At 42.6% G+C, this 18,820-nt stretch carries 19 protein-coding genes; 3 read left to right on the forward strand and 16 right to left on the reverse strand.

The genetic code is table 11. The annotated features are described in order from the left end of the window. Positions 1-162: 162 nt before the first annotated feature. The 10 genes from H7968_RS07810 to H7968_RS07855 all read right to left on the reverse strand — a co-directional run bounded on the left by H7968_RS07810 (position 163) and on the right by H7968_RS07855 (position 10,610). Positions 163-2,373, reverse strand: coding sequence for a penicillin-binding protein (locus tag H7968_RS07810; RefSeq protein ID WP_227395609.1), 2,211 nt, complete (start codon positions 2,371-2,373; stop codon positions 163-165). Then, complete coding sequence (gene ftsL, locus H7968_RS07815) at positions 2,370-2,726, reverse strand: cell division protein FtsL (protein WP_227395610.1); 357 nt, start codon at positions 2,724-2,726, stop codon at positions 2,370-2,372. The genes H7968_RS07810 and ftsL overlap by 4 nt, the downstream gene beginning before the upstream one ends. Positions 2,727-2,749: 23 nt before the next feature. After that, on the reverse strand, positions 2,750-3,682 hold the full coding sequence (rsmH, locus tag H7968_RS07820; protein WP_227395611.1) for a 16S rRNA (cytosine(1402)-N(4))-methyltransferase RsmH: 933 nt from the start codon (positions 3,680-3,682) through the stop codon (positions 2,750-2,752). Between the two features lie 20 nt (positions 3,683-3,702). Then, on the reverse strand, positions 3,703-4,134 hold the full coding sequence (gene mraZ, locus H7968_RS07825) for a division/cell wall cluster transcriptional repressor MraZ (RefSeq protein ID WP_134371999.1): 432 nt from the start codon (positions 4,132-4,134) through the stop codon (positions 3,703-3,705). A gap of 220 nt (positions 4,135-4,354) precedes the next feature. After that, the gene (gene bshC / locus H7968_RS07830; RefSeq protein WP_227395612.1) at positions 4,355-5,971 is read right to left on the reverse strand and encodes a bacillithiol biosynthesis cysteine-adding enzyme BshC; all 1,617 of its coding nucleotides are present in this window, start codon (positions 5,969-5,971) and stop codon (positions 4,355-4,357) included. Between the two features lie 79 nt (positions 5,972-6,050). After that, entirely contained in the window at positions 6,051-6,440 is a 390-nt protein-coding gene (locus tag H7968_RS07835) for a DUF3397 domain-containing protein (RefSeq protein WP_227395613.1), read from the reverse strand. Continuing rightward, a complete protein-coding gene (locus tag H7968_RS07840; RefSeq protein WP_227395614.1) occupies positions 6,437-7,414 on the reverse strand; it encodes a 2-dehydropantoate 2-reductase in 978 nt (325 codons plus the stop codon). Before H7968_RS07840 ends, H7968_RS07835 begins: the two co-directional genes overlap by 4 nt. Positions 7,415-7,485: 71 nt before the next feature. Then, positions 7,486-9,024, reverse strand: coding sequence for an acyl-CoA carboxylase subunit beta (locus tag H7968_RS07845; protein WP_227395615.1), 1,539 nt, complete (start codon positions 9,022-9,024; stop codon positions 7,486-7,488). 24 nt (positions 9,025-9,048) lie between these two features. Further along, on the reverse strand, positions 9,049-9,261 hold the full coding sequence (locus H7968_RS07850) for an acetyl-CoA carboxylase biotin carboxyl carrier protein subunit (RefSeq protein WP_227395616.1): 213 nt from the start codon (positions 9,259-9,261) through the stop codon (positions 9,049-9,051). After that, entirely contained in the window at positions 9,258-10,610 is a 1,353-nt protein-coding gene (locus H7968_RS07855) for an acetyl-CoA carboxylase biotin carboxylase subunit (RefSeq protein ID WP_227395617.1), read from the reverse strand. The genes H7968_RS07850 and H7968_RS07855 overlap by 4 nt, the downstream gene beginning before the upstream one ends. A gap of 169 nt (positions 10,611-10,779) precedes the next feature. Here H7968_RS07855 and H7968_RS07860 point away from each other — a divergent pair, with 169 nt between their 5' ends. Then, positions 10,780-11,253: an N-acetyltransferase gene (locus H7968_RS07860; protein WP_134372013.1), complete on the forward strand. Its 474-nt coding sequence runs from the start codon at positions 10,780-10,782 to the stop codon at positions 11,251-11,253. A 42-nt stretch (positions 11,254-11,295) separates the two neighbouring features. Here the strand turns inward: H7968_RS07860 and H7968_RS07865 are convergent, their stop codons facing one another. The 4 genes from H7968_RS07865 to H7968_RS07880 form a co-directional block, all read right to left on the reverse strand. After that, a complete protein-coding gene (locus H7968_RS07865; protein WP_227395618.1) occupies positions 11,296-11,886 on the reverse strand; it encodes an RsfA family transcriptional regulator in 591 nt (196 codons plus the stop codon). A gap of 164 nt (positions 11,887-12,050) precedes the next feature. Beyond that, positions 12,051-12,806, reverse strand: coding sequence for an enoyl-CoA hydratase/isomerase family protein (locus H7968_RS07870; protein WP_227395619.1), 756 nt, complete (start codon positions 12,804-12,806; stop codon positions 12,051-12,053). A 164-nt stretch (positions 12,807-12,970) separates the two neighbouring features. After that, entirely contained in the window at positions 12,971-13,144 is a 174-nt protein-coding gene (gene rpmF, locus H7968_RS07875; protein ID WP_039808711.1) for a 50S ribosomal protein L32, read from the reverse strand. A gap of 53 nt (positions 13,145-13,197) precedes the next feature. Next, positions 13,198-13,749, reverse strand: coding sequence for a YceD family protein (locus tag H7968_RS07880; RefSeq protein ID WP_227395620.1), 552 nt, complete (start codon positions 13,747-13,749; stop codon positions 13,198-13,200). A 210-nt stretch (positions 13,750-13,959) separates the two neighbouring features. Between H7968_RS07880 and H7968_RS07885 the strand changes: the two genes are divergently transcribed. After that, a complete protein-coding gene (locus H7968_RS07885) occupies positions 13,960-15,189 on the forward strand; it encodes a nucleotidyltransferase (protein ID WP_227395621.1) in 1,230 nt (409 codons plus the stop codon). Positions 15,190-15,708: 519 nt separating this feature from the next. On the opposite strand, the gene H7968_RS07890 is transcribed toward H7968_RS07885, so the two are convergent. Both H7968_RS07890 and H7968_RS07895 read right to left on the reverse strand, forming a co-directional pair. Continuing rightward, a complete protein-coding gene (locus tag H7968_RS07890; RefSeq protein WP_227395622.1) occupies positions 15,709-16,746 on the reverse strand; it encodes a SepM family pheromone-processing serine protease in 1,038 nt (345 codons plus the stop codon). Further along, positions 16,739-17,533, reverse strand: a complete 795-nt coding sequence (locus tag H7968_RS07895; protein WP_227395623.1) for a patatin-like phospholipase family protein — start codon at positions 17,531-17,533, stop codon at positions 16,739-16,741. The genes H7968_RS07890 and H7968_RS07895 overlap by 8 nt, the downstream gene beginning before the upstream one ends. Before the next feature lie 125 nt (positions 17,534-17,658). Between H7968_RS07895 and H7968_RS07900 the strand changes: the two genes are divergently transcribed. Continuing rightward, the gene (locus H7968_RS07900; protein ID WP_227395624.1) at positions 17,659-18,786 is read left to right on the forward strand and encodes a nucleoside recognition domain-containing protein; all 1,128 of its coding nucleotides are present in this window, start codon (positions 17,659-17,661) and stop codon (positions 18,784-18,786) included. Positions 18,787-18,820 lie beyond the last annotated feature (34 nt).

Here is an 18,820-nt window from a genome sequence, read left to right on the forward strand (position 1 = left end):
GGGGATTCCTCCGCTTCTAAGTCAGCTTTTTGAGGATATGAAGGAATTTTGAATATCCTGATTGATGAATCGATCAGGATAAACGCAAAAAGAAAAACCCCCAATTTGGAGGTTTCACTTTGTATAACATTACCAGTTTACTTTAATACGTCTGGTTAAGTTTTAATCCTGCACATCTCCCGTTTCACTGTCAGGAGATTCAGTCTGCTGCTGTGTTCTGGTTCTTGCTTCTGATGGTGTTTCAAATTGAACGGACAATGGTTCCTGCCCGTTGATCACTGCCCCTGGCGTTAAGTTTTGCTGTACCGCATAGCCTGAGCCTGTCATATCGAGTTTCAGACCTGCAAGAGATGCAGCTTCTACAACGTCACGGACTGACCATCCGGTAAAATCGGGAACCGTCAGTTCACCATCAGCGAGCAGTGTGATTCTTTCACCAGCCATCAGCTGCCCTGTTTTAACGGATTGATTTTCAACAGTTGAGCCGTTTCCAATGACTGTCACACGAAGTCCCTGCTGTTCGAGTTCATCTTGTGCTCTATCAGCGGGTTGACCGGTGTAGTCTTTGATTTCAACAGGATCAGCTGCCTCACCCTCTGCCGGCTGAATGTTCATATATTTTAAGCTGTTCAGCATAACCGGATTCCAGACCTTGGATACTATCATTGATCCTGTTTCAGTGTTAGCCATTGTCGGCTGCTGAACTCCGACATACACAATCAACTCAGGATCATCTGCTGGTGCCATGCCGATAAATGAAAACATATAATTTTCACGCCCGGTCATATATCCACCATTTGAAGGATCAGGTATCTGGGCTGTTCCGGATTTTCCTGCTACATCATATCCCGGGAGTGCAAAGGGCTGACCCGTTCCGGTTTCACTCGTAACAGTAGACTGAAGATATCCCCGTACTTTTTCAGCTGTCTCTGCTGAAACAGGCTTTCCGGTTTCCTCAGGCTTACCTTCATAGACCGCCTCTCCTGTTTCAGGATTTACCACTTTATCAAGTACATAAGGCCTCTTCATTGTACCGTCTCCGGCAATGGCAGTTTCAGCCTGAATCATCTGAAGCGGCGTAACAGTTGTACCCTGACCATAAGAGGTTGTTACCTTTTCAATCGGGTAGTTATAAAGAATGTTACCCGGTGCTTCGTTTGGCAAATCAATGCCTGTCTCCTTACCAAATCCGAAGTTTTCAATATGTTTTCTGAACGCTTCCGGTCCCATTTTTTCAAGCAGATAGGCAACAGCTGTGTTAGAAGACCGTTCAAAGCCTTCAAGGAAGCTGATCGTTCCCCAGCCTTGACCGCCATTATGGTCACGGATCGGAACGCCATTCACATCATAGGTTCCGGATGGGTACGTTTCATTCGGATTAAAAACACCCTCTTCAATGGCTGCTGCCAGTGTAAATGTTTTAAAGGTAGAGCCGGGCTCATAGGTGCTTTCGACAATCTGATTATACCAGTTGTCACTTAAGCCTTCTCTTGTATCCGGGTTAAATGTGGGACGCTGTGACATCGCAAGGATTTCTCCTGTCTTGGCGTCAGCTACAATCCCAAACATATTTGAAGGTGCATGCTGTTGTTCAACAGTCGTCATCGCATCTTCAAGAAAGGTCTGAATTTTCTTATCTAGGGTTAAATATACATCATGCCCGTTTTGAGCTTTTTTAATGGCTTCATCACTGTCAGGAAGTAAATAACCCCGCCCATCGATTTCAAATTTCAGACTTCCATTTTTTCCTTCAAGGTAATCGTTCAGATTCCGCTCAATACCCATCTGTCCAGTCGTTTTAACTATCCCATCCTCTGTTGTTTCCGGCTGGGCAAAACCGATCAGGTGGGAAGAAAAAATACCGTTCGGATAAAATCTTTTTAGATCCTGAAGAAAAATAATGCCTGGCAGATTTTCGCTTTCAATTTGTTGCTTTACTTCCAGTGGAATGTCTTTGCCTTCAGGTCCAAATTCAACCTGTTTGCGGTCAAGCCTCAGAAATTCAAGTATCTCCGACTGCTCCATATTCAGATATTGTGATAGAACCCGGGCCGTTTTTTCAGGATCCTGAACATGTCTCGGATTTTTTTCGTTTGTTGTGAGCTCTTCATCCAAAACCGCAACAATTTTGTAGGTCTGTGTATCTTCAGCAATCACTTCTCCATTGCGATCAAGAATTCTGCCTCTTTCCGCTTCAAGAATCTGTTCTCGCGCATATTGTGCCTGCGCCTGAGCAGCCAGGTCTCTCCCTTCAGCCTCTCCAGTGATCTGTAACGTCAGAAACCGTGTCATAAGAACAAAAAAGAGAGCACCAAATACTAAAAATAGCAGGTACGCTCCCCAATTTTGTTTTAACTTTTCATAACGGCTCATGGCTGCTGGACAACCTTCACGCTTGATTCATTTAATGTTAAGCCGAGTTCCTTGGCCTTTTCCCAGACACGCTCATATGTACTCATCTGGCTGACTTGAATCGTCAAATCGTTATTAACATTTTCCTGCGCGACAATCGTTGATTCAAGATCCTGAATATCTTTATTTGTGCTGTAGATTTCTGCTTGAACCGTAATAATTTGCAGACTGGCAATACATACAAAAGCTGCAAAAATTACGGCAATCATTTTTTCGCCCAATGTAAAAGCAGAGCTTCTTTTTCTGGTGATCTTGACTTTTTTCACCTGGCCTGTCTGATGCTTATACTCAGACTGCCTTGCAGTATTCACCATTTACGTTTCCCCCATTCAGCATGTTAGTTCTTTTGTGCGATCCGTAATTTTGCAGAGCGGGAACGGTTATTTTTTTCAAGTTCCTCTTCTCCTGCAACGATCGGCTTTCTAGTAATTAAAGATAAGACCGGTTTGTACTCATCCGGTACAACAGGTAATCCGGGAGGCAATTCAGGACCTTGAGCGGCGGATTTAAAGATCGTTTTGCAAATACGATCCTCAAGGGAATGGAATGTTATGACACTGATCCTTCCACCAGGTTTTAAGATCTCAATCGCCTGTTCGAGTGAATCCTCCACTACACCAAGCTCATCGTTCACGGCAATTCTGATTGCCTGAAAAATCCGCTTTGCCGGATGTCCACCCTTTCGTCTTGCCGGGGCCGGAATTCCTTCTTTAATTAATTCGACTAATTCCCCTGTTGTTTCAATGGTTTTTTTCTCTCTAGCCGCCTCGATTTTACGGGCGATCTGTTTTGAAAATTTTTCTTCCCCGTAACGGTAAAAAATGCGGACAAGATCTTCAAATGACCATTCGTTCACGACTTCTTTCGCTGTTAAACCGGCTGACTGATCCATTCTCATATCAAGTGGTGCGTCGTGGTGATAGCTGAATCCTCTTTCCGGTGTATCCAGCTGCGGAGATGAAACACCCAGGTCATATAAAATGCCATCGACCTGTTCGATCCCGCGGGCATTCAGTTCTTCCTTCAGAAACCTGAAGTTCGAGCGGATAAAGGTTACCTGTCCTTCATAATTCTTTAATTTTTCTCTGGCATAATCGATCGCCGTCTGATCCTGGTCAAAACAGAATAAGTGTCCTTCTTTTGATAATTGAGACAAAAGATATTCACTGTGTCCTGCTCCACCAAGCGTGCAGTCAACATAAATGCCATCGGGTTTAATAGCCAACCCGTCAACCGTTTCTTTTAAAAGGACAGTTGTGTGATCAAACATTCCATACACCTCAACGCTTTCTACAAATCAAAGTCAATTAAATTTTCAGCGATTTCTGCAAATGAATCTTCAGATTCCTCCAGATAATCTTCCCATACTGGCTTACCCCAAATCTCAATTCTGCTTGAGACCCCTATGATCATACATTCTTTTTCTATTTTTGCGTAATCAAGTAAATTCTTTGGCAGGTTTATTCTTCCCTGCTTGTCAATCTCGCATTCAACAGCTCCTGAAAAGAAGAAGCGGGCAAAGGCTCGGGCATCCTTTTTTGTCACTGGCAGAGATCTGACCTTCTCTTCAAGGCGCTTCCACTCTTCAAGCGGATAACCAAAAAGACACTGATCCAGACCACGTGTCACAACGAAGAGGTCCTGCACATGTTCACGGTATTTAGCGGGAATAATAATTCGCCCTTTTGTATCAATCGAATGCTGATATTCCCCCATGAACATTGCTCTTACCACCTCTCCACCTAAATGTACCACAATCCCCCACTTCAAACCACTTCTTTCTTGTATGATAACACAACTGTAACAAATGCAAATACCGAATTATGAATTTTCTAACTATTTATTTTGAAAATAAAAAAAGAAAAGGCAAAACTCCTTTCAGAGCTTAGCCTTTTCAGCATGAATGAAAATTAATTTCTTCTATTATCCACTATGTTTAAATTCAGATATAAAGTACGTGGTGACGGTGGTTAAATTCGTACTCCGCTATCATCAGGTCCTTACTTAAATCCGGGCCATATTTATTCAGATAATAATAAAGGTTCCATATTCTCTCCTGAGGTCCACCGAATGGCCGGAGCGACTGATCAATCCGTGCAAATTTATTCAACTCGATGTTATGTCTTAAACGGATTGAATCATCCGATTTCCGCTTCAGATAATCAAGCTGCTTTAAATGATAGGACAGATTTTTCTCGATAATCAAATGAAAATTCGGATCCATTTCTTTACTCAGACCGGAGATCTTTTTGTATTGATCCTCTAATAGCCTTCTCGTATCCTCCACTTCAAGATCGAGCGATTCATTTTTCACACGATGCCAGTAAGCTTCTTTTTGCTTAACCGCACCGGTTTTCACAGCGTCTTCGTGAGAAATCTCAAATTCATCCAACAGCTGACTGATATTGCGTTCCATCAGCGTAATCGTCAGACGCGGCATAACGATAGGCATATCCAGCTCCATTTTCTCAAATGCACACTTCAGCTCTGCCCAATAAGCAATCTCACCAGGCCCTGCTATAAAAGCAAGTGTTGGAAACAAATGCTCCTGCATAAGCGGACGTGTTACGACATTGTTACTTAGTCTTTCAGGCTCTGTTTCCGCAATCTCAAGAAGCTCGTCTTCTGTGAGTGAAATCTGGTTATTTTTATCTTTGAACAAGCCGTCACTTTTGAATAACAGATGTCTTTCATCGTTGATCGTGATGAAGAGATTAGCCGCTTGCGGGTCAAGCTCAATCAACGGCTTAAAGCCCTGATCAGTTAAAAGCGCCTGTTGTTTCAAGACTGACTCTGTGATGGATTCGCTGTTTCTGATAAGTTGTTGAAAAAAAGCTGACTCTAAAGAGCGCATGCCTCTATCTGCCGCATCTATGATGAGCAAACCTTCTTCTTTAAACAGATCCATCACCATATAGGCAAACAAATCAGTGATCGTTTTACAATTGTCCACTGTCTGTTCAAGTCTTTGTAAGAGCACAGATGTATATTTTGTTTCTCCGAATCCTGAAAACACTTTTCTGATCCAGCTTTTCATCTCTGAATGATCAAATACAATAGAGGAAGCCATTTTCTTATCAGTGCGTTCCGGATAACCGATCTTTTGTAATTGCCCATCTTTTTCTGTATAAACATGATTGATTTCAAGAAAGTCATGATCCTCTCCGGCAATCCAGAATACGGGTACAACGGGTACACCTAGCTCTGTCTCCTGCTGCTTTGCAAGTACAATAATTGAAATCAGCTTATGAATAGAATACAGTGGCCCTGTCAGTAATCCGGCCTGCTGTCCACCAATGACAACCAGCGCATCTTTTTCAAGCCGGCTAAGAGATTCCTCAGTTTTGGAACTGCAAGGGAAATGTTTCATGTAATTTCTTATACATTGCACAAGTTCTTTCCGGTCATAGTTCAAGGACCTGATTTTTTCTGCCCTTTTTTTGAAATCAGTCTGACTTTGATAATCTGTATGAAAATGCTGTAATGCTGTATGATTTCCTTTTATGTATTCAGAAGCAAACGGCTGAATAGCAGGGAGGTTGATTTGTTTTACAAACATAGTTGAAAACTCCTTTAGTCCGCATTAGTCCATGTTGAGTATACCACCTGCTTTTCGAAATTCGAAAGGAAAATGCCTGCTAACTTACCGCGTGATAAATAGACAGGCCGATTCCGAGAATAATCAATAAAGTATGTAACAGAAAGAATACCAGAAAAGACAGCCTCCACATCCCTTTCAGCACTTCAGTATAGTTGAATTCGGTCTGTACACTTCTGATATAGATCGCTGATAATATACCAATTATCGCCATGACCAGACAGACGATCCAGAGGGCTGAAAACGACCAGATTGATTCAATCGTAAAATAGACCGCTCCTGCAAAAAAAGGAACAGACCAATGTATACCTGATGCAACAGCCAGCCTGTGATCACTTCCCCACTTTTTCACGATAATAAACACTGTAAGATAAACAGTTATAGGCAAAAAGAAAAAAATGCTGAATATATAACTGATCATCGTCATCATTGATTTTCTTCCCTATATTCCATTGATAAAATACTGTTATGTAATAAAGAAAGAATCGGAACCGCTATCCGGTTCAGTTCAGCGCGCCTGATCGCAAATCCTGTCAATGACTCTATCTCGGTTTTTCTTCCATTCAGAATATCCAAAAGCATAGACGACTGGTTATTAGCAGTTTTCTCACACAATTGTTCAATATCATCAAACGAACAGAACGAAATGAAATCCGGAAAAACAAGCCGTATTTCTTCATAAAGAGCCTGCATATTTTTTCTTAAATAAGGGTTTGTTATAAGTGCACCGTTTTTCACTTTATAGAGCGCAGTAAATGGATTAATCATGATATTTTTGATGAGCTTAACCGTCATCAGTGTCTGGTAATCCTGATCGAATTCAATAGGAAAATTCGCTGATTGAATGTTTTCGAGAAATGCAGCTTTGGATAACTCACCTCTGAACGGAGCCACTTTCCACGGTCCAATTCCATTATGATGAATATCGGAACGCGAACTTTTACTCACGCCATGCTCAATTGTTCCAACAAAAATAGATTGATGGGGAAACTGATCCAGAAGCGATAAATGAGACATCCCGTTTTGAATAAAAAACAGAGGACACTCCTTATCAATTTTTTGCAGCAATGGAACCAATTCTGCTAAATGATACTGTTTCACTGTTACGATTACAGCATCCGCTTTATCAAAATCATATTGTTCCGCAGTTTGTGCATTTACTTTTATTCTTTTGGAATCTATACCAATACCGTTTATGGAAAGTTCTTCAGCCTGTTCAGTCGTTCTTGTTATTACTGTAACGGAGAAACCGCCTTTTGCCAGATTTGCAGCAAGTAACAGACCGATGGCTCCCCCGCCTATAACAGCCAGATTCATCATGATCACCTTCTTTTTACCCATTTTATCAAAAAACCATGATAACAAGTGATTTTTAGCAGGACAAATTCCGACGATTATTTTCATTAAAAGAGGACAACCCATTGCTCAGGCTGTCCTTCTCTTCAAAAATGAAAGGCGGTCATACTTATCTTAATTTATACAGGGTAAACGGAATGCTTTTTAGGCGGCAATGGAATATTTTTTGTAGAGTAATAGTCAAATCGCTGAATCAGCGTGCTTCTTAAATCATCAGGATCGACAATATCATCTATAATCAATTCCGAAGCCAGTCTGTACAGGTCAATTTCCTCCTGATACTCCTTGTGCTTCTGCTGAACGAAGGCTATTTTCTCCTTCGGATCCTCTATCGCCTGTATTTTGTTGGAGTAAACAGCATTAACTGCAGCTTCCGGACCCATTACGGCAATTTGTGCAGAAGGAAGCGCAATACAGCAATCCGGCTCAAAAGCTGGGCCTGCCATGGCATATAACCCCGCACCATACGCTTTTCTGACGATGACGGATATTTTTGGAACCGTGGCAGAACTCATGGCTGAAATCAGTTTGGCACCGTGCCTGATAATACCAGCCCGCTCCACTTTTGTTCCAATCATAAAGCCGGGTACATCAGCAAGGAACAGCAGCGGAATACCAAATGCATCACACAGCTGAATGAATTTCGCTCCTTTATCAGCTGAATCAACAAACAGTACGCCACCTTTTACCTTCGGCTGGTTGGCAATAATACCAACAGGTTTCCCGTCGAGTCTTGCAAGTCCTGTAATGAGCTCCGGCGCAAATAGCTTTTTAATCTCAAAGAAACTTCCTTCGTCTATTAATGTATCAATGGCGTCATACATATTAAACGGTGCATTCTGATTGGCAGGTATCAGCTCAGACAGCGCTTTTCCACTGATAGCCTCTTCCGCTTCTTTTACTGGAACTGCTTCAGTAAAATTAGAAGGGAAGTAGCTTAAATATTCGATTGCTTTATCAATGGCTTCCTCTTCATTCACCGCAAGCAGGTCACCGCAGCCGCTTACCGTACAGTGCATGCGTGCGCCACCCATTTCTTCAAGGGTCACTTTTTCCCCAATGACTTTTTCAGCCATCCGTGGTGAACCTAGATACATCGAGGCGTTACCGTCGACCATAATTACAATATCGCAAAATGCAGGAATATAGGCACCACCCGCAGCCGAAGGACCGAATAGCAGACAGATTTGCGGGATAAAACCAGAAAGCCTTACCTGATTATGAAAAATCCGCCCTGCTCCTCTGCGATTTGGGAACATATCAAGCTGATCGGTAATACGCGCTCCTGCTGAATCCACCAGATAAAGCATCGGCACTCTCAGTTTTTCAGCCGTTTCCTGAATTCTGATGATTTTCTCAACGGTTCTTGCACCCCATGATCCAGCCTTAATCGTTGAATCATTTGCCATAATACACACAGGCCGTCCCTGCACGAGAGCGGTTCCTGTTATGACGCCATCTGCCGGGAGGTCTCCCGCCAAATAGTTTGCAAAAAGTGCATCCTCTTTAAATGAGCCTTCGTCTGTAAGCCGCTCGATTCTTGTACGGGCAAACATTTTGCCCTGCTCAGCTGATTTATCGTGATACTTCTGCTGACCGCCTTGTTTAATCGATTCTACCGCTTCCTGAAAACGACTTTGATTCGTTGTCTGCGTCATGATACGCACTCCTTTCTGTAAGATTTATTCCAATGTCAGAAGGTCATCGCCTTCATTTACAAAGTCTCCGGCATTCACTTTAATTTCAGTGACGGTACCTGCTGTTTCAGACTCTACCGGGATCTCCATCTTCATAGACTCAAGCATCATCACAGCCTGCCCTGCCTCTACCTGATCCCCTGCATTTACTAATACTTGTAATACTGTTCCTGCCATTGTTGATTGAATGTTTTTCATGATTTAATTTCTCCTTTATTCATCATTGTTAATGATTGTGTATGGTAATGTCCTTCTGCAAAGTCTTCAAAATGCAGTATTTGCTTAAATAGCGGAATATTGGTCTTCAGCCCTTCAATCGTCAATGATTCGAAAGCCTGAAGTGACTTTTCGATACATGCCTGTCTATCAGGTGCATGGATAATGAGCTTCGCCACCATTGGATCGTAATAAGGCGTCACTTTATTGCCAGCTTCATATCCGTTATCCACCCGGATTCCATCACCTTCGGGCAGCAGCAGATTGTTAATGAGCCCTGGTGCCGGATAAAAGGTTTTTGGATCTTCCGCATAAATTCTGTATTCTATTGCATGACCGCTGCTTTTAATTTCAGCCTGTCCGTTAATTGGCAACGGCTCACCAAAAGCCGTTTTTATCTGCCACTCCACGAGATCAACGCCGGTAATCATTTCAGTAGCCGGATGCTCCACCTGAAGACGTGTATTCATTTCCAGGAAATAAGCCTGTTCATGTTCATCCACGATTAACTCGATTGTTCCGGCATTTTTATAGCCGACAGCCTGAGCTGCTTTCACCGCAATCGAAATGAGACGCTCTCTTGCTTCTTCTGATAAAGCCGGGGAAGGTGATTCTTCCACTACCTTCTGATTTCTGCGTTGCATCGAGCAGTTTCGCTCAAAAAGATGATACACATTACCATCTTTATCACCGAAGATCTGCACCTCAATGTGTCGAGCGTTTGCTATGTATTTTTCAATAAATAATTCACCTGATCCAAAGTAGGCTTCTGAACGCTTCTTCGTTGAATCAAAATGCTGAGTGAGCGCTTGCTCATCTTCACACATCACCATTCCTACTCCACCGCCGCCGCTGCTTGCCTTCAGCATCACAGGATAACCCGCCTGTTTTGCGAACGTTTTGGCAGCTTCGATATCCGCAGCCTCACTTTCCTGACCGGGTACAACCGGAACACCAGCTTCAATCATTGTTTTTCTCGCTTCAATTTTGTCACCCATTCGTCTGATAATGTCAGCATCAGGCCCGATAAAGGCAATTCCCGCATCCTCTACAGCTTTTACAAAGCTGCTGTTTTCAGATAAAAGTCCATACCCCGGGTGAATCGCATCAACCTTTTCACTTTTGGCAATCTCAATAATTTTAGCGATATTTAAATATGACTGAGAAACTGGAGGCGGACCAATCAGGTGAGCCGAATCTGCTGCTTTCACATAAGGCAGTTCAGCATCGGCTTCTGAATAAATGGCAACCGTTCTGATCTTCAATTTCTGACACGTACGGATCACCCGCAACGCAATTTCTCCTCTGTTCGCAATTAAAATCGTTTTCACAAAGATGCCCCTTTCAAAACAAATTTCCCCATCTCCCTCTCTATTGTAAACGCTTTCTATGCAAATGTGCAGAATTTTTTGTTTTGTTAGGTTATAATATTTACATAAACGGCTTTAAGCGGTTACATAAAAGCCGTCTTGCCGGAATTTTGATCAGGGAGTGTCAGTCATGTCTTTTAAAGTGGAAAACCTTAAAATTAATTACAAAACACTTGAAGAATTTAACAAGTTCCGTGAAGTGGGGATCCAGGAGCTTTCAATGAAGGAAGAGCTGGAAACAAATATGATTGAAAATGACAGCGAGTCTCCTTTTTACGGCATCTATCTTGGTAATAAACTGATCGCAAGAATGAGTCTGTACCGCCGGGATGCCCGGTTCGATATGTATTTTGAGCCACCGCAGGATTATCTGGAGCTGTGGAAGCTTGAAGTGCTGCCTGATTATCAGAAAAAAGGCTACGGCGCCATTATGGTCGAGTTCGCAAAAAGCTTCGGCCTTCCGATCAAGACAAACCCAAGGGTTCAGTCACATGAATTCTGGATGAAGATGGGCTTTGAAAAGGTAACGTATGACATGGAGCGTGACCGTGGGGAGAACCCGCTCGTGTGGTATCCTGCAGGCGTAACCGAACAGGTTCATTAAATAGAAAAAGCTTTCTGAGCCCATACTCAGAAAGCTTTATTTCTATAATTCTACTGCATTTTCATCTGTTTTTCTGTCCAGTCTGTATAAATTTCCGTTCGTCTCCATTTTAAAGACCGTAGCATTCTGATCCTGTTCATCAGTCCCGAGTTTTCTGGCTTTCTCTATTAAAAACAAAAGCACTCTGTAATCTTCTTCAAGCTCTTTCAGCTGACCGGTCAATTGCTCATTTTCCTTCTCGAGTCTGATCGCCAGCTGCTCAGCCGCTTCACACCTTTTCTCCAGATCTGTCAGCTCAGTTTTTTTAGATAATGCCAAGATCCATTGTTCCATTCTTTTAATGAGCTCTTCCTGAGGATAGTTGGATGCCGGCTTTTGACTGACAGATTTTTTTTGTTCTTCTTCTTTTCTCTTACTGTATCTCTCTTTTTTCGCTGCTGAGATAAGCGCCTGATTTTCTTTACGCAAGCAGGAGTTCCATCTGAAACCACATGCAGCGGCTGTTCTGTTTACGAGATCCCCCACCTCTTCAAATGCATTAAGCTGTGTGCTTCCGTTCCTGATGTGATGCAATACTTTTTCCTTTAATAGCTGATCCTCTCTACCGGTCCATCCGTCCTGACGCTGCTTCATATTGTTTCCTCCTATCTATTTCTTTTAATCTACTGATAGTTTATGCGGGAGTTTTAAAAAATAGACTAAAAAAAGTGGAACAATTCTCTTTTGTGAGAGTTGTTCCACTTTTACAGATCGTTTGCAACGCAGTATCTTTATTGAAAACCTTATTCAGGCACCTTTTATTTTGTTTGCAGGAATCGTTCTACTGCTTTATGGTGCTCTTCACTCTCCCATAGGATGGAACACTGGTGAACTTCGTTTTTCATCCGTTGTTCGAGATCACCGCGTTTCCATTTTTCAATCAGCATATTTTTATAGGCTGATAGGACGCCCGGCGATTTATCGATTCTTCGTTTTATACTGGCAATGACGGCTTCGAGCGTTTCGTCCTGCAGTGTAGCATCGATGAATCCTGCTTCATAGAGCTGGTCTGCTGTATGAATGTTTGCTTCTGTTAATAGACGAAAAGCCTGACTCGGCACGAGCCGTTCATAAAGGAGCGTACCCCCGCCCCAGCCGGTTGTGATCGCCAGGTCTCCCTGAACGAAACCAAGTTTTGCCCCTTTTTTTGCTACACGGTAGTCACAGGCTGCTGCGATTTCACAGCCTCCACCTATTGCAGTTCCGTTAATAAAAGCAACGGTCAGCTTTGGCAGGACAGCAAGGCGATACAGGATATCACCCATCTTTGAAAGCATCTCGTAAGCTTCCGATTGTGTTTTTAAAGAATGAAAAGATTGCAGGTCCCCACCTGCACAAAATGCCTTTTCGCCCTCACCTGTTATGAGCAGTGCTTTAATATGATCATCCTGTTCAGCCTGGTGGATCGCTTCTGCAAGACCATCCATCACTTCATAGTTAACTGCATTTCTTTTATCAGGTCTGCTGATTTTAAATACGAGTACCTGATCCAGTTTCGTTATATTAAATCCCATCTAACCACTCCCCATATGAATACCTGATCTCTATTGTATCATGCACCCAATAGATGGAATACGTCGTTTTTTCCCAAAGTTCATGATGGATGCTCTAAATCAGGCAAACAAAAAACCCGCCAAAGGGCCATGGTCCCTCGGGCAGGTTATCTGCAGCAGCTGTATTATTTACCTACAACTTCTTTTCCTTTATAAGTTCCGCACGCTTTACACACGCGGTGAGAAAGCTTCATTTCTCCACAGTTAGAGCACTCTACCATACCTGGTACAGATAACTTGAAATGCGTACGACGCTTTCTTTTTGCTGTTTTGGATGTTCTTCTAAATGGTACTGCCATGTTTCCCACCTCCTTAAAGAGAGTGATTGTAAAATGAACACGAAGTTCATGTTTTACGATTTTTTGTTTTCATCAAAAAACTTCGCAAGATCGGCAAGTCTTGGATCAGCCTGAGGTTCTTCATCAGCCTGGTCTTCCCTTGCTTTCTCGAGCTCTTCTTCAGACAGGACCTCCCAGCCACTGCCACTTTCCATTCCTTCGTCCTCCAATGCTTTATCACTGAAAACCTGAAGTGGAACCTGAAGCAGTAAAATTTCTTCGATAACCGGCTGAAGGTTAATCACTTCGCCTTCCGGCTGGTGAACTTCCTCTTCCAGCTCCTCATTCACATAAGAAGCGTTAAGGATAAAGGTTTCAGTCGTCTCGAGAGAAACGGGATACCTGACATCAACCAGCGTTCTCGCACATGGGAGAGTCAGCACAGTCTCAATCTGAAGGTGAAACGTAATTTTGGATGAGCTGATATCAGCACGACCTGTTATATGAACAGGATCAACGTGACGAATATCACGATGCCGGTTTACAAGCTCATTCATCTCTCTTGTTTCATCAATCGTCAGAGCTTCATTACGAAATTTTTGCAGCTGAATGATAGACCATTTCATCTGTCATCACCTCAAGGCACAAAGTAGATTATATTCCCTAGTATAAGGAATGTCAAGATTTTTTCTTTACATCGGAAAAATGATTCATTCCGCATGAATATTGCCTTACACAATAAATGACCGGTTCTTTTACCGGCCACGTCTAAATGCTATTATAACCTAAACAACCTATACTTTAAAGATAAATGTAACAGAAAGGAGAAATCCTGTTTGAATCCAGTAGGAATTGTAGTGGAATATAACCCGTTTCATAATGGTCATCTGTTTCATGCTTCGGAATCATTGAAAAAAAGTGATGGAGATCTGCTGATTGCAGTTATGAGTGGTTCATTTTTACAAAGAGGCGAACCGGCCATTGTTCCAAAACATTTGCGGGCAGAAATGGCCCTGTCTGCAGGCGTGGATCTTGTTTTTGAATTACCATATGTTTTTGCTACCCAGCATGCATCCATATTTGCTGAAGGCGCAATCCGTCTCCTTAAGCATGTAGGGTGTAACGCTGTCTGTTTCGGGAGTGAAGATGGAAATATACAGGCTTTTACAAACCTTCTTCAACTCGAACAGGCAAACAATAAGGAGTTGAACCTGAAAATCAAAGAACTCATGAAGGAGGGCTACAGCTATCCTGCCGCTGCAGCTGAAAGCTACAATCAGCTTACAGACAGCTCTACTATGGATTTATCCAGGCCTAATAATATGCTCGGGTATCAATACATAAAAGCCATCCATGAATTCGCTCCAGACATTCAACCCTTGACCATTGAACGGACGCAGTCGGATTATCACGACCCAGAGCTTCACGCCAGTAAAATTTCAAGTGCCACGAGTATACGCAAACAAATTTTCAGCGGGTCAGTGCATTCTATCGAGGAGCATATTCCGCCATCTACCTTCAGCTTACTGAAACTGTTTATCAATAACGGCGGAGAGCTTATGAACTGGGCAGCCTACTGGCCTGTTCTTCAGCACCGGTTACTGACAGCATCTACTGATGAACTCCAGCAACTCTATGAAATGGAAGAAGGAATCGAACACCGTCTGAAGCATGCAGCGATTGAAGCAGAAAGCTTTCATGATTTTATGGAAAAAGTAAAGACAAAACGCTACACCTGGACACGTATTCAGCGTATTCTCACACATCTGATCACCAATACAACGAAAGAAGAAATGCGCTCACAGCAGGATCCCTCATACCTGAGACTGCTCGGCATGACGGAGAAAGGCCGCGAGCACCTTCGATCACTGAAAAAAACATGTGAAATTCCAATTATTGCGAACGTCAACCAGTCAGTAGCCTCAAAGCTCTCAACCGACCTGAAAGCAAGCCGCGCTTACGCATCCGGCTATACAAATGCAAATGAAAAAAGAAAACTGATCCAATCCGACTACCTGCGCCCACCCCTTTACCATAAAAAAACAAACGGCAACCATCAGGGTTAATTCAGTTTTTTAAAAATCATTGTCCTGCCAACACAAATAGATTTTGAAAATAGAAGGTGGCGTACTCATCCGTAGACTTCTGTGGTGGAAAGGGTCAGATGAAACCGATGTGCGTAGCACAGAGGGTTCACCGCCCGACCTACAGAAAAACGCTTTTTAATAATGCTTTATCCAACCTAAACAAAGGGATTTTGACAAAGACTAAGGGGCGTACTCATCCGAAGACTCCTGTGGCGGAAAGGGTCAGGTGAAACCGACTGTGCGAAGCGCAGGCGGGTTCACCGCCCGGCCTACAGAAAAGCGGAGGCGACTCGTCCAGCCCCGACAAGCATAAGGCGAAGATGAAAAGAGGGCTGACCTTTGCCCTCGTTCAGCTTTGACTTATGACCTCGAGGGGCTAGTCGCCGAAGCTAGACAGCGGAAAGCGAAGGATGAGTACGCCCCGGCTTTTATCAATCATATAAACTAGAAAGGGAGAACATATCAAATATGCTCTCCCTTTTCCCATACCTATAAAAATCAAATACCATCCAGATAACGGATCGCATCATCAAACGTCTTCACCGGCACAATTTCCATATCAGTCCCGATATCCCGGGCCGTTTCCAGCGCTTCCTCATAATTCGATTTCACGTCCGGATTTTGCTCCAGGATTTCTGCCGGCACCTCATCATCAGGAGCGAAAAACACCTCAATATCCTGTCTGTCAGCCGCTACTACTTTTTGAGCAATGCCACCAATCCGTCCAACTTCTCCATCGCTGTTGATGGTTCCGGTTCCAGCGATCATTTTCCCGGAAGTTAAATCTTCATCAATAAGCTGATCGTAAATTTCCAGTGCATACATTAATCCTGCAGAAGGTCCGCCTATTCCATCTGAATTAATGGACACGTCAGGATTTGTCGTGATTTCCCTGTCATCTACGAGTGATATGCCAAGCCCAACCTGATTTTCATTATCCGGGAATGCTTTCAACTCAAGTGTTGCGGTCTCCTCATTATCATCTCTTACGTAAGTGATATCAACACTTTCTCCTGCGTTTTTAGTGGAAACATAATCAATAAATTCTTCGGAGGATTCAAACTGCACATCATCCACTTTCGTAATCCGATCCCCCGCTCTCAGCACACCATCTGCGGGCATTTCAGGAAAAACATTTAAAATATAAACACCAAAGTATTCATAAGAGTATTGTTCATCTGCCTCTTCAAATGCAACTTCAATTGCCTGAGAAGCTGAATTATCCATTAAATAGAGCTGTCTCACACTATATTCATCTTCACTTTCATGAGGTGCTCTGACTTCCTCGACCGGGAAGATCTCCTGATAGTCATTAAACTGCGCCCAGATATAGCCAAAAATACTGGCTTCAGCCTGTGAGACTGTCATCAATGAGAAATCCCCTTCACTCGCTGTTTTGTTGTCTACATTCACAATATCATCAAGAGCAAATGCACTTCCCGGCTTTTGAATATAGTATGGAAGTGGATAAAAACTCCCAAATGCTGTGACTAATAGCAGAATTATCATAATGATGGTAAATTTTTTATTATTCATTGACCGCCTGATACTCCTTCCAACGTTCGATTTCCATATAAATGTCATGCAGCGCCTCTTCTGCTGATTCTTCACCCAGCTTGATAATTTCCTTTGCATATTGAAAAGTTTTACCACTGTATTGTTCAACTTTTGGTGAGATAAGAATATTGGCGCTAGTTGATTTCAAATGAACTATTTCTGTCTGCAGGATGTCGATACTTTGCATAATCACATCGTAAATGGTGTTAATTTCTGCGTTCTTTTTCACTTGGGAGACGTCTACTCCTATTACAATATCTGCTCCCATATCCCGGCAAACGGCTGATGGAACCCTGTCGATAACGCCTCCGTCGACAAGCAGCCTTCCTTCTGATTTTTCAGGCACAAAAATACCCGGGATGGAAGTACTTGCCCGAACTGCTGTATCGATCGGACCTTGTGTGAAGATCACTCTTTCAGCTTTGATAATATCTGTTGCCACAATGGACAGCGGGATGTTTAAATCTTCAATATTTTTGCCGTGAGTAAACAGCCGGACAAACTGCTTGAATTTTTCCCCTTGTATAAATCCCATCCTTGGTACAGTCAGATCCATAAAATATTTATTTCTGAATGTACCTGCCAACCGGTACAAATCATCAATTTCATGACCTGCTGAGTAAAGCGCACCAACCAGGGAGCCCATACTGCTTCCCGCCAGACAATCAACCTGGATCCCTTCTCGTTCCAGTACTTTTAAAACACCGAGATGGGCAAATCCTCTTGACCCCCCGGATCCGAGTGCCAGACCAATTTTAGGTTTCATACGGTTCTCCCTTCCAAAAGCGGCTGACGTTCTATGATTGTGAAAAAATCATACGATAAATGAAACTTAACTATATTTTATCATTGTCTGAATTTAAAAAGAAATGATGAGTCGCGGGGGATGTTATGAAGATCAAGGAACACATTCTGTCAGCCCTATTTTTCTTCTTTTTATTATTTATATTACTTCATCCTGATATTACGCTTAAAGCTTCTGCAGAAGGCATGAAATTATGGGCAGAAGTTGTATTCCCGGCTCTTTTTCCATTTTTCGTTTTATCCGCATTAATCACACATATCCACTGGACAGACTACGTGTCTAATTTGTTCACTTTTTTCATGAAGCCGGTATTTAATGTGTCAAAAAAAGGGTCTATTGTTTTATTAATAGGTGTTTTTTCAGGCTTTCCCGTCGGTGCCAAGATGACCGCAGAGCTTTATCATAACAATCTGATCTCTTTATCTGATGCAAATAAGCTGCTTTGTTTTACAAACGGAGCAAGCCCCATGTTTTTAATTGGAGCCGTAGCAGGCGGTTTCCTTCACAGCCCTGCTGCAGGTATTACCATCTTTCTGTGTCATTTAACCGGGAACCTTTTAATCGGAGTTGCTGCCGGCAGACTGATAAAGGGTGAATCCCTGTCGTCACCCGAGTCCCGGCAATCATTAAAAATGCCATTAATTCCTGAATTCCAAAAAGCGGTCTCCCAATCAGTTCAGCAATTAATCATCATTGGGGGATTAATTATCTTTTTTTCAGTTGCTGCCTCTATCCTTGAGCATTCTTTTTTCTTTCATACCATAAACAGTGTCCTTACCTGGATCAAGCCGGATTCCCATTATTCTGAAGAGATTGTGTCGGCTTTCATAACAGGTTTAATAGAAATGTCAAATGGAGCTGATTTATTGTCGGAGCTTCATTTATCTTTTGATGATCGTGTTCTTCTTATTCTTGCGATTGTCTCATTTGGCGGTTTATGTGTACATTTTCAGGTAATGAGTTTTATCTTACATACACCAATCAGCTATAAGGTTTATCTCCTGTCGAGAATCGTACATCTTTTTCTGTCTCCTGCTCTTTATCTTATTTATACTTCAATTGCTTCAAACCCGTCTGCTACGCCTGCTTTTATTCCGGATGTGCAGCAGCTCGATACATTTACTACCACTGCAATCCTTATTACAATAACAGGCTTGTGTCTGGGTGTTTATTGTCTTCTTCAGCTCCATAAAGCAGGGGACAGAAGAGCATAATAAAAAGGGAGCCCGGCAAATTAAACCGGGCTCC

Source organism: Jeotgalibacillus aurantiacus (genome assembly GCF_020595125.1).
Taxonomy (GTDB): Bacteria; Bacillota; Bacilli; order Bacillales; family Jeotgalibacillaceae; genus Jeotgalibacillus; species Jeotgalibacillus aurantiacus.